The organism is Algoriphagus sp. NBT04N3, assembly GCF_019443765.1.
Classification (GTDB): Bacteria; Bacteroidota; Bacteroidia; order Cytophagales; family Cyclobacteriaceae; genus Algoriphagus; species Algoriphagus ornithinivorans.
In genome coordinates this window covers 3,977,238-3,990,928 of sequence record NZ_CP048415.1, presented here as the reverse complement: position 1 = coordinate 3,990,928, position 13,691 = coordinate 3,977,238, and the positions used below count along the sequence as shown (strand labels likewise).

The following is a 13,691-nucleotide window of genomic DNA, read 5'->3' as shown; positions in this document are numbered from 1 at the left end:
TTCTTACTTATCTTATGAAAAAGTTACTTTTATTCTTTCTGGTAGCCTTGACTATTTCTTGTCAGGAAGACACCGAACCTGCTAATCCTACCGATCCTACTGTGGGAGAAAACCCAGCCGGAAATTATGAGACTCAGGATGTACAGATTGTCTTGCCCGAGGGAAGCTCTTTGGACCTAACTGGGGCGGAATTGCTTTCATTTGGTGAAAGGTTTCCGGTAGGAAATGAAGGTAAAGTAAAGGCTATTGCTACTCCCGGCGAGGGCAGTGTTACATTTCTTTTGGACAAAAATGGGGAAATAGTCCTGATGGGGTACCTTTCAAGTGATCAAAACAAAATATCTCCTCAGACCACAGCGGATGTGTTATTGTACCAAGGAAGCCGCTTATGGTTAATTCCCGGACAAAATGCCCCAAGTTTCTTTGCCAAAATAGATGAAATTTCTCCCGCAGTTTCCTGGAGAAAAGAATTTGAAGGATTATGGAAGCAAGATCCACTCATACTTTCCAAGGGGATTTTTGTTGAGCCATTGAAGGAAGTATTAAAGCAAATCATGCCAGAACCCAATGAATTGGATATTCGAGCTAAAGTATCCGATATTCAAGTAGATGCGGCAGATATCAAAAGCGGTATTCAGGTTTTTGAAAGCGACCTGGGAAAAATTTCCGTCACCAATTCCTATCGAAGAAGAGCGCATGCTTTCCTGTATAAAGTATCTTCAAAGGATGAATCCGGGGTGAAAACAACTCTTATAACCAACTTAGGAGGCAGTACACCAGCCAAAGAGGATTTTCCCATTGACCCAGCCTCAGCTGCCAATTCTTTAACAGGGATACTGGGCAGTCTGGTGGAAAATACACAATCGGAAATAGCAGCGAAAACAAGTGGTCCAGCATCCTTGCCTTTGGAAGATAAGGAAAGTGAGGCTGAGTATAAGCTGCATATCGTAGGCCCAGGAATAAGCTCGACCAATCCAAAAACCGAAGCAGAGTTCCTCAAATTGACCCGGCTGGAAGTGGAGACTTTTGCCATCGATTTTATGTTCCCGCTCATCATGGAGATTTTTGGGTACAAGGGAGATCTGAAAGAAGGTGGGATTGATATTAAAAATGGTAGAGTTGAGGCTTTTATCGAAAAGACTGAAGTGTTTTTAAAGGCTAGCCCCGATGTTTATGATGAAATAAAAAAAGGTCAATATGCTGCTGCCTTGAAAAAAGGAATAGAAAAAGTGGAAACAGGCCTAATTGAATCTACTTTCAAGGAGATGGCTTTCACAGGCTTTGACATCATGACCGAATTTGGAAAAAACTACGTGAAGGATTTTCCCAAAGTAGATGCCAGTAAATATGATGAGGTTTTTGAAAGTGCAGGAAGAGTGCTCAAAGTATTGAATTCTGCGCTTTTAGCAGGAGATTTTCTTCGAATTGGTCTAGATTTTAGAAATTCCCGTCAGTTTGAGGAATGGACAGTCACAGCCCGCTCTGCCAAAGTCAGCCTCCTTCCTGCCGAAGCCACCGTTTCCAGTCGTGGCAACAAAGAAATCAAAGCCGAAATCAAAAATTTAGAAGAAGAAGGGGGCGATAATTTCCCCTATTTCAAATGGAGCACTTCTGGAAAATACGGCTACATCCAGGACAAAAAAGGTAACAAGGGTAAGTCATTTGACAGTTCGGACAAAGAAATCACTTATTATTCCGAGACCAGCGCCTCAGATCTACCTGAAGAAAACAACTTCGAATATGTCTATGTGGAGGCTTATTACAAAAATCAGCTAATAGGGAGGGACACTACTGTCCTCAATCTGAAAAAGAGCACCTATATCCTGAAACCGGGAGGTCTAGTACTTTCCGGCAAGGAGGATCAGATAAATACAGCCAAACTTTACATCGAGCCAGTCAACCAACGCGATGCTGACTTTACTGGGAAAAAGGTCGTTTGGTCCACTGAAGGGAAACATGGACGATTAGTAAAGTTTGCCGAAAATGGAACAGTCATTACCACCTATGACGATAATGCCATCAATTATCTAGTGACAGATGAGGACACAGAAAAAGGAAGGGAGACCGTCAAGGCGAGAATTTATGAGAAATCAGCAGTAGATGGGGAGTATTTTCTTTACGAGGAACTGAGCCTGGATATTGAGATAGACAATTCAGATAACATCAAAATCATTACAGTAGACCTTACGCTTACCAGTTTCCAAAACAACACGGACAAATTCTACACCTGCGGGTCAAGATTGCAGTTTCTGGTTGAACCTGAGCCCAATGCAGTTTCCTACACAGCAAAAATTATAGATCTCACTCCAGGGGGAAACTTTCTAGGCAAGACAGCTTCTTGGAGTGCAAATAAGACACCTGAAGAGGATGGAAAATACCGAGCATTTATTGTAGCCTTCAAAACTGAAAGCCGACCTGTAAATCTTGGATCACCAAATTGTGGAGCAATTGCTGCAGAGGTGAAATCTAAATTTGTGGGAAAAGCTCAAGTGGTTATCCGGCTAAAAGATCCTGGCTAAGAATGCATAGCTTAAGAGCGTAGAAAAGTCATTGGTGATAAAGTGAGTTCTCTCTACACCAATGACTTTTTTATAAAATTCTTTGATGACTTTTTTCAATTTCCCACGATGAGTAAGCAAACCACTAATTACTTGTCTTATGAAAAAGCTATTCTTTCTACTCTTCGGGTTTTTCTTGTCCTGTCCTGTTTTTTCCCAAACTAGCTACTATTATCCTCCCGGCTACTTTGGGTTGTACAATAATCAATCCACCAGTGCCCGAGCCCAGGGGATGGGTTTCACCACGCTGACAAGAGCCGGAATCGAAAATTCCTTTTATAATCCTGCAGCTATCGGGAGTTCCATGGCCCCGATTCAAGCATATGCCAACTACGCAAATGGACACTCCTACCGTCCAAATTCCAGGTACTATTTCGTAGGTGGAGCATTCAAGCTGAAAGAAAAATTCTCTTTAGGCATTTCTTATTTCAGCTACCAAAATCCTGATCCAGTATGGACAACCATTATTGGTAGCGAAACCTTCGACACGGATTTCTTTTCTCAACATGCTATTTCTTTATTGGCATCATACCAAGTGGTAGAAGGCCTTCAGGTTGGTTTGAGTGCTAATTTGATGCAGGAAAATGCAGTGAATGGAGAAAAGACGAATTCCGACTTTATACCTAGTTTGGGGCTTCAGTATCAAAGACCGGTAGAATTTTTCAAGTCCGAAAAAATACAAGACCAGCAGTTTTTTGGAGCTTTATCCCTCTCCAACTTCCTTTTTAACGGAGAGACCAATCAAGAATACGAGAGTTGGGTTTCTGACAGATATTTGCCCATCATTCTTAGGTTGGGTGCCGGTTTCTCTTTTCAGCTTCCGCTAAATTTAGGTCTGACAGCAGATAAGGCCTACTTCGAAGGGACCGATAAGGCTATAGACTTGCGACTCGACCTACAATTTCAGGATTACCTTCCTGGAGGTCCCAAAAATAACACTGATCATGAACTCAGTACCGCTTTTGGGGTCGGTGCCGAGGCTTGGTTTTTCGAAAGACTGGCCTTCAGGATTGGATATTTCACCGAAAAAGGTCCTTCGGGTATTCAATCCGATGGGGATATCTGGGTGACCGGTAATCGAGCCGGCTTTTCTTGGGGCTATGGTACCCTGATTCCAACCTATCAGCTCACCGATGGCAAAATGCCCTTCGACATAGAAGTCAATCTGGTCACCGGCAAGCAGATTACTTCCCTGAATGAAGAAATATACACCCATCCGGCCATTTTCGCCGATGATACCTTCCAGTTTGCTTTTGGGCTCAATCTGCTTTGGAGATAAGACCCTAATTCCTCTTTAAACTTCTTAAATCATGAAAAAAAGAATTTTCTCCTACATTTTTCTAGCCACACTCCTTTGTCTTTCCTGCAATACAGAAGAAGACATCCTTCCCCAAGATCCTGTAAACCCAGATCCTTTGGTAGGATTGGAGACCTACAGCGTTACTGTAGAATTTCCAGAGGGAAAAAGCCCTGATTTGACCGGAGCTTCCCTTTGGTCTTGGGACAAATCCAGTCCGCTGAATGAGCAGAAATCCGGAAAGGTGATGAAATTTCCCTCCGAATCTGCATTTGCTTATCTTCTAGATAGGCAAGATCGACTCCTTTTAGCCGGAGTGATTGATGCAAATCAGCAAAAACTGGATTTAAGCACCACCGCCAAAACCTTGCTTTTTTGGGGTCTTGGAGGGCCATTTTTCGAGCCTGAACTTGCACCTCGGTTTTTTGCGGAAGTAGAATCTTTTCCCAATTGGCCAGAGTGGAAGTCACAAGTGGATCAGGCTTTTGAAAAGGATCCTTACTTCCTGTCCGATCCCAATCTTGGGCTACTCTTAGGGGAAATGATTAAGGGATTGGATCCTAATTTTCCTGATGCCCGCATCAGCGAGGAGACAAAGGCCTCCGACTTATTGGTGGATGGGGAAATCAAAAGCGGTATCCAAGTATACCAGATCGGATTGAGCCAGTTTGAGATAGCAAACACTTTCAGAAGGCGGGCGACGGGATTTCTCTACAAGACCAAAAGGATAGATGAGTCAGGCAAAGAAGAAGCGATCAATGAATTTCCAGGATCAAGTAATCAGAAGAGTGCGGACAAAACCGTGGAAATCCCCGTGGTCACCGGAATTACCAGCTTTTCGGGAACGGTCTATGAATACCTCTTAGGCAGTACCGAGAAGTCCTTTCGGGTCAATACCGATCCCATAGAAATTCCCTTGAGCCTGAATGAAAAAGAAGCCACCTGGCAGCTGCGGGCCATCGGTATGGGAAAAGGCGGACAAAATCTCAATCAGGCTGAAATCGCCGAGCGTACCAAACTCATGCTTTTGACCTTTACCCTTGATTTTGTCGTGCCTTTGATTGCGGACGGCCTTACCGCCAAAGCCACTGCCTCCAAAAATACAGGAGCTCCCAAAACACAGCAGGATTTCTGGGAGGCGATGATCATTGCTACTGCGGGCTATCTGGACCAAATGCCCAGCGTCAGTCAAAAAGTACAAAACGGAGAGCTATCCGAGGCGGTCAGGGACTTTTTTACCATTGGCTATAATCAGTTCGGCTCGATTTTTTTGGAGGATTTGGCGCGGGTAGCAGCAGAGACGATTTGGGAAAACGCCCCAGCAAATCTTCCCAAACCTAGTTTGGAAGACTTCAAGCAAAGCGCCATCAGAAAGGCCAAGATTTTGACCACGATCGATCTCATGCTAAAGGGAGCTGACTACGCAAGAAAAGTACATGATATTCAAAACTCCAGGAGTTTGGAGGTCTTCGAAATCAAGGCGCGGGAGATCGAAATCAATTTGGAGCCAAGAGAATCAAAAGTATCCCCTGAAAATAGCCGGGAGCTGACGGCATTTATCAAATCCTCTGTAGCAGACGGGCAGGTGATCGAATACGAATGGTCCACTTCTGGAAAATTCGGCTACTTGTATGATGATATTCATGAAGGGAAGAGTTTCTCCAGTTCAAAAAATAAGGTCAAGTATTTTGCCTCTGTCAAGGTTGGAAGCATATCTGAAAATGCAGTCGATACTGTCAAAGTAAGAACCTATATCAAACAAGGTGCAAATCGTACGAAAATTGGAGAAGATTTCGCAATCATCCGAATAGAGGATAAAATTCAATTTATAACAGGATGGGAAATATATGTACCTGTGAGTGAAAGAGAAACGTCTTTATCTCCAACTGGAGTAGAATATACCATATCGAACGGAGGATTTTTGGCAAAATTCACCACAGAAGTAGAGCCTAAAGCCTTTCAGTTTCAGCTTATCCGACAAGATGGAACTAGAGGAAACATAGTAAACAGAAATGCATCGGATTTGCAAAGGGATGGCGAAAGTTATGTCTACAGAGTCGGTGTGGGTAGTATAAGAATAATAAAAACCTACAGTAAAGCAGTAAGGGATGAATGGGTGGCAAAATTCACGGAAGAGCTGGAAGCCAGAAGAAATATTTATCACGCAGTTGAGGTCACGGTGATTCCAAAAGACTAATTCCAGTAAGGGTCGACTTTAAATCGGCCCTTATTTTATTATAATTCTTGGCTCAAATAATTCCACTAAGAGTCAAATCCTGAGCTTTTTTGTATTTTAAGAAAAATCAAAATATAGGATGATGAAAAGCCTTGACATTTTTCAGACAGATTGGGAAGGAATTGAAGCACTTTTAAAGACAATAGGTCTTTCTTTAGCCATCCTACTCGCTTTTTACTTTTTGGGCAATGTCCTTCAAAAATTTTTGAAAAAACGATTATTGGTCCGGATGGATGATCCGCTATTAGCCAATTTCTTATCAGTTGTCTTCAGGTTGATCATTATACTGCTTGGGTTTCTATTGGTTTTTAGAATAATAGGATTGACAGGCCTGGTTTCAGGGCTTCTAGCCGGGGCTGGTATCACAGCTTTCGTGATCGGTTTTGCCCTTAAGGATATCGGCGAAAACTTTTTAGCAGGAATTCTTCTAGCCTTCAAAAGACCTTTTCGAGTAGGAGATATTGTAGATATTAATGGAATGAGAGGGGTTGTTTTGACCTTAAACCTGCGAGATACTCAAATCAAAACTTCGGATGGCAAAGACGTTTTTATTCCCAATGCCACCATCATTAAAAACCCTTTGGTCAACTTTACCATAGATGGATTTCTGCGCTATGATTTTATAATTGGTTTGGATTATGGTTCCGACTACCAAGCCGCAAGAGCTTTAATTTTGGAAGCCATTCAAAAAGTCCCAGGAGTCTTGATGGACACCAAAACGCCCAAAGTTTGGGTTTCAGACCTGGCAGAAAGCACCTTGAATCTGCAGGTGGCTTTTTGGGTAGATACTTTTGATCGAAAGATTGCTGACATGGAAGTGAAAAGCCAAGCTATTATCCAGGTATTGACTACATTAGAAAAGGCCGGATATAATCTTCCGGCCCGTGTATTGGAAATCAAAAACTATAGGGATCAGCCTATCAAAAGCTCTTGATTATTTCTCTACAATTTTCTTCAAATCCGCTGGGGAGTAATTAACTGATTTCAAAGTTTTTCTGTCCCCTTCTCTAAAGACCAAAAACAGATCTCCTTCTTTTTCATAAAAACAGTCGGTTCCTTTTAGCTTATAATGTGCCACTGTGGCCTTAGCTTCTTCTTCTGTGACACAAGCTTTGCTCATGTTTGATCTTTGTACCTCGTCGAAAAGCTCTTTGAATTTTTCACCTAGTCCAAATTCAAGAACAGCTCCTGAAAGCACGTATTGCAGATCGCAAAGCGCATCCGCAATTTCTACCAAATCCTTGTCCGCAATGGCTTGTTCTAACTCTTTCAACTCCTCTGCAAGCAAAGAAACTCTCAATTTGCAGCGGGTTTCAGAAGGAATTGTAGGTTCTGGTAATACAGGGTGCTTAAATGTTTGATGAAATAAAGCAACCGAAGTAAGGGATTTTGGATCTTGCATAGGTATTAATCTAGTTGGAATCCGAAATAAAGAAAAAAGACCGGAAAACCCGGTCTTTTAAAACTTTAAGATCTAATAATGTGCTTAGTTTCTTTTTTTCAAAGTCACTGCACCGTCAACGTTGCTCATGATTCTGGAGTAAAGCAAGGTATTACCATCGACTCCGTTTGGACCGATTTCAATTTTACCGTCTCCATTTCCATCTACTGCCAAGGAAAAGTCAACCCCTGCAAATAGCTTAGTCATGTCGAAATCCAAAACCATTTCGCTTTGGCCTTCTACTTCTACACCGCTGCTAGCTTCTGCCATTGCACGGATTGTTTTTTCGGTTTCAGACCATACAATAGCCTCTGTGTTGTTCACTTGACCTTTAATCCACATTGATTTGTTGAATTTTGGGTCTGAAGAGGCAACGGTGGTGTTTTTCTTCAGCTTAAATTCTGCTTCTGCATAGTTTCCTTCAGGAGTTTCACCTTCAGCAACCAAAGCTGCTCTACTATCACCATTGGCAATAATGGTCAGTGATTTCGTTTGTGCAGCGGAAGTCTGTAGGCTAGAGTTCACATTTGTTTTTAAAGTAATGTTACCCAGATTAATTCCTGCTTGAATGTCTGCTTTTGCAGCATACCTCAATTCCATGTCTGCAGTGGCCACAGTGAATTCTGTGGAAGAGAATCCATTGACGATTACTCTGGAATTGCTGCTACCGGAAGAACCTTCGCTGGCAGTCGCAAAAAGCCTTGCATTGGAATTCCCTTCAGAAGGCATTTGGTCTTCGTTTTCTGAACAAGAACTCAAAATAATTCCGGCTGAAAATGCAATCATTGCGGCGTTTACAAAATTTTTGATCATGGTAATTTTATTTTGGTTTACTTCTATTTGATCCAATTGAGATGCCAACCGGATATCCAGAAAAAAATACGAAGAGCAAAACGTAACTGGATTAGCTAAGAAATGGGCACAAAAAAACGTCGAACTGAATAGTCCGACGTCTTATATTTATTTAATTTTCTGAATTAAATGGCCGCATTATAGCGCTCAGCCACTGTTTTCCAGTTAATTATATTCCAAAAAGCGGAGACGTAATCTGCCCTTCTGTTTTGATAGTTCAGATAATAAGCATGCTCCCAGACATCCAGACCTAGTAAAGGAATTCCTTTAAAATCTGAAATGTCCATTAAAGGATTGTCTTGGTTAGGTGTAGAACCTACGGACAATTTGTTGTCCTCTCCCACCACCAACCATGCCCAACCTGAACCAAATCTAGTCTTAGCAGCAGCTTCAAATTGCTCAACAAATGCCTCGAAACTTCCAAAAGAAGAATTGATAGCCTCTGCCAAATCCCCTTCTGGTCTTTCGGCAGCATCCGGAGTCATGATTTGCCAGAATAGTTCATGATTGTAATGGCCGCCACCATTATTTCTCATTTTCGTGCTGTAATTGGAAATCTTAGCTAATACATCCTCCAAGGGTTTGTTGGTGTCTACATTTTCCTCTCCAACTGCCTCACCCAGGTTTTTTGCATATCCGGCTGCATGTTTGGTGAAATGGATTTCCATAGTCATCGCATCAATATGAGGCTCCAATGCTCCAAAATCGAATCTTAGCGGAGTTTGCGTAAAGCTGGTTGCTAAAATTGCCTGTGCATCACCTTTGGCCTCATTGGAGCAAGCACTTAAGATTCCCGAACCAACCAAACCTACAGCAAGGCCTGCTTTGGAACTGTTCGATAAAAACTTTCGTCGGGATATAGGGTTTTCTGTGAGTTTCATAAATAAATAACTGATTTCTAGTTTCAATGTTAAAAGATACCTGAAACTAACCATTCTTAAGCAGAATTGAAATTGCTAATCAGACATTAAGTCCGATTTTCTGACAAGTTGGTTATGTTTGCATCCAAAGTTTTGCTTGGTTAGGTTTTTGACTTTCTAAAAGTTAAGATGAATAAGATGGTTTTCTATAAATATCAGGGCACTGGAAATGATTTTGTGATGATCGATGATCGGGAGAATAAATTCGATGATCAAAATCTCGACTTGGTTTCCAGAATCTGTGACAGAAAGTTTGGAATAGGTGCTGATGGATTGATTTTAATCCGAAATCATAGAGACTATGATTTTGAAATGATCTATTTCAATGCCGACGGCTCCATGAGTATGTGTGGAAACGGTGCCCGTTGTGCAGTTGCCTTTGCTGGCTTTTTAGGCATCATTGAAGACAAAACGCATTTTTTGGCTATCGACGGCCCTCATGAGGCAGTTTTGAACCAAGATGTGGTGGAGTTGAAAATGGGCAATGTGAAAGGAATTACTGCTAAAAACGGAGATTGCTTTGTAAATACAGGTTCACCACATCATATAAGAGTGGTTGAAGATGTTCATAACTACCCTGTTTTTGAGGAAGGCAAAAAAATACGATATAGAGAAGATTATGCTCCTGGTGGAACCAATGTCAATTTTATAGAGGCTTTGGGCAAAGACGAGATTTTTGTCAGAACCTACGAGAGAGGAGTTGAAAATGAGACCCTATCCTGCGGGACAGGTGTGACAGCAGCGGCCATTGCTTTTGAGCAGGAAAAATCTGATGCTGAGGTGAAAATCAAAACCTTAGGAGGAAATCTTTCCGTACGATTTCACAGAAATGAAGATGGATGCCTGGATAACGTTTGGTTGATTGGACCAGCCAAACAGGTTTTTTCCGGAAAAATGGAACTTTCAAATTAAGAAAGGCACACAAAGGCCTCTCTAGTTTAATTATCAATTGTAATAAAAAGGGCTTAATTTTAAAGCCTGATTTCAGAATCACATACGACAAACATGTTAGATTTTATAGCAAAAGGATTAGCCAAAGTTTTTGGAACCAAATCCGACCGAGATATCAAAGAATTACTTCCGAAGGTTAAAGAAATAAATGACATTTTTTCTGGTCTTCAGAAACTGAGTGATGAGGAGCTTCGTGCCCAAACTGCTCAGATCAAAGAAACCATCAATAGCCATTTACAGGAACTGGATGATAAGATTGCTGGCTTCAGAGCAGAAATTGAAGCCCTGCCTATCGACGCTATCCACCAGAAGGATAATCTTTTTACCCAAATCGAACAGGTAGAAAAAGAGCGGGATGAATCTTTAGAAGAGGTTTTGGAAAAAGTCATGCCTCAAGCTTTTGCAATTGTCAAAGAGACGGCAAGAAGATTTAAAGAAAATGGGCAATTGACCGTGACGGCCACTCTTAAGGATAAGGAACTGGCGGCTACTAAGAAAAACGTGGAGATTGACGGTGATAAGGCCATTTGGCACAACAGCTGGCTTGCTGCAGGAAATGAGGTAGTTTGGGACATGGTGCACTATGACGTGCAGCTGATCGGAGGTATGGTTTTGCACAAAGGTAAAATCGCCGAGATGGCGACGGGTGAAGGAAAAACTTTGGTTTCAACATTACCAGCATACCTCAATGCTTTGGCCGGAAGAGGAGTTCATATTGTTACAGTAAATGATTACCTGGCAAAACGTGACTCGGAGTGGAATGCACCGCTTTTTGAATTCCATGGCCTTTCTGTAGACTGTATTGATAAATATCAGCCTAATTCAGCAGGCAGAAAGAAAGCTTATGGTTGCGATATCGTTTATGGTACCAACAACGAATTTGGCTTTGATTACTTGCGTGACAATATGGCTAGAGACTCTGATGATTTGGTGCAAGGAAAGCATCATTTTGCCATGGTCGATGAGGTTGACTCCGTGTTAATTGATGATGCACGTACTCCATTGATTATTTCAGGACCTGTTCCAAGAGGTGATGTACACGAGTTTGATCAAATGAAACCAAGGGTATCAACCCTGGTTGATGAGCAGAGAAAGTTGGTTCAGGGATTTTTGACAACTGCCAAGAAGTTGATTGCAGAAGGTAATGAAAAAGAAGGGGGACTAGCATTGTTCAGAGCATATCGAGGTATGCCGAAATATAAGCCTTTGATCAAATACCTTTCTGAGCCGGGAATTCGCGTGGTTTTACAGAAAACCGAAAATTATTATCTCCAGGATAATAAGCGAAATATGCCTGAGGCAGACGAACCGCTTTTGTTTACAATTGATGAAAAAAGCAATGTGGTCGATCTGACTGATCGTGGAATCGAAACCATGACTACCAAAAATGAAGACCCTAGCTTCTTCATCATGCCGGATATCGGAGTGGTGATTGCGGATCTTGAAAAGGATGAAAGCATTGATGAAAAAGAAAAGCTTGTAAGGAAAGAAGAGGCGATCAAGGACTACGGGGTAAAAGCTCAACGTATTCATACTGTCAATCAGCTTTTGAAGGCTTATTGTATGTTTGAGCGTGATACGGAGTACATCATAGTGGATGGCAAGGTGAAGATTGTAGACGAGCAAACCGGTCGTGTGATGGAAGGCAGAAGATATTCTGACGGCTTACACCAGGCGATTGAGGCGAAAGAAAATGTGAAAGTAGAAGACGCTACTCAGACCTACGCAACTATTACTCTTCAGAATTACTTCAGAATGTATCACAAGTTGGCCGGTATGACCGGTACGGCAGAGACTGAAGCTGGAGAATTCTGGGAAATCTATAAGTTGGATGTGGTGGTAATTCCAACCAACAAACCTATTCAAAGAGACGACCGAGAGGATAAAGTTTATAAAACGGTAAGAGAGAAATTCAATGCTGTTGTAGACGAGATCAATGAATTGGTTGCCCAAGGTAGACCAGTCTTGGTGGGTACCACTTCAGTTGAAATTTCTGAGGTGTTGAGCAGAATGCTTACTCTGAAAAAAATCCCACATCAGGTATTGAATGCCAAACAACATGCGAAAGAAGCTGATGTAGTTGCTGAAGCAGGAAAAGCAGGTACGGTTACTATCGCTACTAACATGGCGGGTCGTGGTACAGATATCAAGTTGAGTCCAGAATCAAAAAAGGCAGGCGGTTTGGCCATTATTGGTACTGAGCGTCATGAATCCAGACGTGTGGACCGACAGTTGAGAGGTCGTGCAGGTCGTCAAGGAGATGTGGGTTCATCCCAGTTCTTTGTTTCCCTGGAAGATTCCTTGATGAGACTTTTCGGATCTGACAGAATTGCAAAACTCATGGATAGAATGGGATTGGAAGAAGGAGAGGTAATTCAGCACTCTATGATTACCAAGTCCATTGAGAGAGCTCAGAGAAAAGTGGAGGAAAATAACTTCGGTACTCGTAAGCGTCTATTGGAATACGATGACGTGATGAATTCCCAGCGGGAAGTGGTGTACAAGAGAAGAAGAAATGCCCTCAAAGGAGAGCGTTTGGAACTCGATATTTTAAATATTCTTTACGATGTCTGTGAAAGCATTGTGGAGATGGGCAAGTCCACAGAAGACTTGGAAAATCTTCGCATGAATATTTTCACCTCTTTGGGTCTTGACTACCAAATCTCTGAAAATGACCTCAAGTCCAAAGATGCTTCTACTTTGACTCAGGAGCTGTATGAGGCTGCTTTTGAAAGTTACCAAAAGAAAAACCAACAGATCATTACTACTGCTCTTCCGATTTTAAGAAGGGTGCAAGAAGAAAGAGGTGCTACTGTGAAGGATATCATGGTTCCTATTTCTGACGGCATTAAGCAAATCGGAGTGGTCGTGAATTTGGAAAAAATGCTCAGCTCGGAAGGAAATGAGTTGATCAGATCTTTGGAGAAAAATGTCACTTTGGCCATCATCGATCAAAACTGGAAAGAACATCTACGGGATATGGATGATTTAAAGCAGTCCGTTCAGAATGCCGTATATGAACAAAAAGATCCATTGTTGATTTATAAGTTTGAGGCATTTGAGATGTTCAAGCGATTTATCGGCAAATTGAATGAAGATATGGTTTCATTCCTGACTAGAGCTGATTTGCCAAAGCAAGATCCTTCTCAAGTTCAGCAAGCACAGGCTCAAAGAGCACCTGAACCACAAGTTCAAGCTTCCAAAGCTGAGGTTTCAAGCTCCTTGAACCCTGGTGCAAATAGAGCTGCGGCGGCAGCTGCTTCTGCAGGAAGACAGGCCCCTCAAGCTGTGGCTCCAAGAAAGTCTGAAAAGACTTATGGAAGAAATGATCGTGTGACTGTTCAATACACGAACGGAACCCTCAAAGAGGATGTCAAGTATAAAAGTGTGGAACAGGATGTGCAGGAAGGAAAATGTGTAATCATCGATAATTAAT

Annotated in this window: 9 protein-coding genes; 6 read left to right on the top strand and 3 right to left on the bottom strand. The window is 42.0% G+C overall.

Annotated elements, in window-relative coordinates; translation table 11 throughout:
• The first annotated feature begins 14 nt into the window (after positions 1-14).
• From GYM62_RS17360 to GYM62_RS17345, 4 genes are all read left to right on the top strand, one after another.
• Complete coding sequence (locus GYM62_RS17360) at positions 15-2,519, top strand: hypothetical protein (protein ID WP_219957353.1); 2,505 nt, start codon at positions 15-17, stop codon at positions 2,517-2,519.
• 139 nt (positions 2,520-2,658) lie between these two features.
• On the top strand, positions 2,659-3,837 hold the full coding sequence (locus tag GYM62_RS17355; protein ID WP_219957352.1) for a hypothetical protein: 1,179 nt from the start codon (positions 2,659-2,661) through the stop codon (positions 3,835-3,837).
• A gap of 31 nt (positions 3,838-3,868) precedes the next feature.
• Positions 3,869-6,052: a hypothetical protein gene (locus tag GYM62_RS17350; protein WP_219957351.1), complete on the top strand. Its 2,184-nt coding sequence runs from the start codon at positions 3,869-3,871 to the stop codon at positions 6,050-6,052.
• A 118-nt stretch (positions 6,053-6,170) separates the two neighbouring features.
• Complete coding sequence (locus GYM62_RS17345; RefSeq protein WP_219957350.1) at positions 6,171-7,025, top strand: mechanosensitive ion channel family protein; 855 nt, start codon at positions 6,171-6,173, stop codon at positions 7,023-7,025.
• Here the strand turns inward: GYM62_RS17345 and GYM62_RS17340 are convergent, their stop codons facing one another.
• From GYM62_RS17340 to GYM62_RS17330, 3 genes are all read right to left on the bottom strand, one after another.
• Entirely contained in the window at positions 7,026-7,493 is a 468-nt protein-coding gene (locus GYM62_RS17340) for a nucleoside triphosphate pyrophosphohydrolase family protein (RefSeq protein WP_219957349.1), read from the bottom strand.
• A gap of 84 nt (positions 7,494-7,577) precedes the next feature.
• Entirely contained in the window at positions 7,578-8,345 is a 768-nt protein-coding gene (locus GYM62_RS17335) for a hypothetical protein (RefSeq protein ID WP_219957348.1), read from the bottom strand.
• A 164-nt stretch (positions 8,346-8,509) separates the two neighbouring features.
• Positions 8,510-9,265, bottom strand: a complete 756-nt coding sequence (locus tag GYM62_RS17330) for a superoxide dismutase (RefSeq protein WP_219957347.1) — start codon at positions 9,263-9,265, stop codon at positions 8,510-8,512.
• A gap of 177 nt (positions 9,266-9,442) precedes the next feature.
• Here GYM62_RS17330 and dapF point away from each other — a divergent pair, with 177 nt between their 5' ends.
• Both dapF and secA read left to right on the top strand, forming a co-directional pair.
• Positions 9,443-10,216 carry a diaminopimelate epimerase gene (gene dapF / locus GYM62_RS17325; RefSeq protein ID WP_339816330.1) on the top strand — a complete coding sequence of 258 codons (774 nt, stop codon included), beginning with the start codon at positions 9,443-9,445 and terminating at the stop codon, positions 10,214-10,216.
• 93 nt (positions 10,217-10,309) lie between these two features.
• Positions 10,310-13,690 (top strand): preprotein translocase subunit SecA, encoded by a 3,381-nt coding sequence (gene secA, locus GYM62_RS17320; protein ID WP_219957345.1) that lies wholly within the window; start codon positions 10,310-10,312, stop codon positions 13,688-13,690.
• Position 13,691 lies beyond the last annotated feature (1 nt).

Excerpts from the sequence above, each read along its gene's own strand:
- GYM62_RS17335 (WP_219957348.1), bottom strand. The coding sequence starts at position 8,345 with ATGATCAAAAATTTTGTAAACGCCGCAATGATTGCATTTTCAGCCGGA.
- secA (WP_219957345.1), top strand. The coding sequence starts at position 10,310 with ATGTTAGATTTTATAGCAAAAGGATTAGCCAAAGTTTTTGGAACCAAA.
- dapF (WP_339816330.1), top strand. The coding sequence starts at position 9,443 with ATGGTTTTCTATAAATATCAGGGCACTGGAAATGATTTTGTGATGATC.
- GYM62_RS17350 (WP_219957351.1), top strand. The coding sequence starts at position 3,869 with ATGAAAAAAAGAATTTTCTCCTACATTTTTCTAGCCACACTCCTTTGT.
- GYM62_RS17340 (WP_219957349.1), bottom strand. The coding sequence starts at position 7,493 with ATGCAAGATCCAAAATCCCTTACTTCGGTTGCTTTATTTCATCAAACA.
- GYM62_RS17330 (WP_219957347.1), bottom strand. The coding sequence starts at position 9,265 with ATGAAACTCACAGAAAACCCTATATCCCGACGAAAGTTTTTATCGAAC.
- GYM62_RS17360 (WP_219957353.1), top strand. The coding sequence starts at position 15 with ATGAAAAAGTTACTTTTATTCTTTCTGGTAGCCTTGACTATTTCTTGT.
- GYM62_RS17345 (WP_219957350.1), top strand. The coding sequence starts at position 6,171 with ATGATGAAAAGCCTTGACATTTTTCAGACAGATTGGGAAGGAATTGAA.
- GYM62_RS17355 (WP_219957352.1), top strand. The coding sequence starts at position 2,659 with ATGAAAAAGCTATTCTTTCTACTCTTCGGGTTTTTCTTGTCCTGTCCT.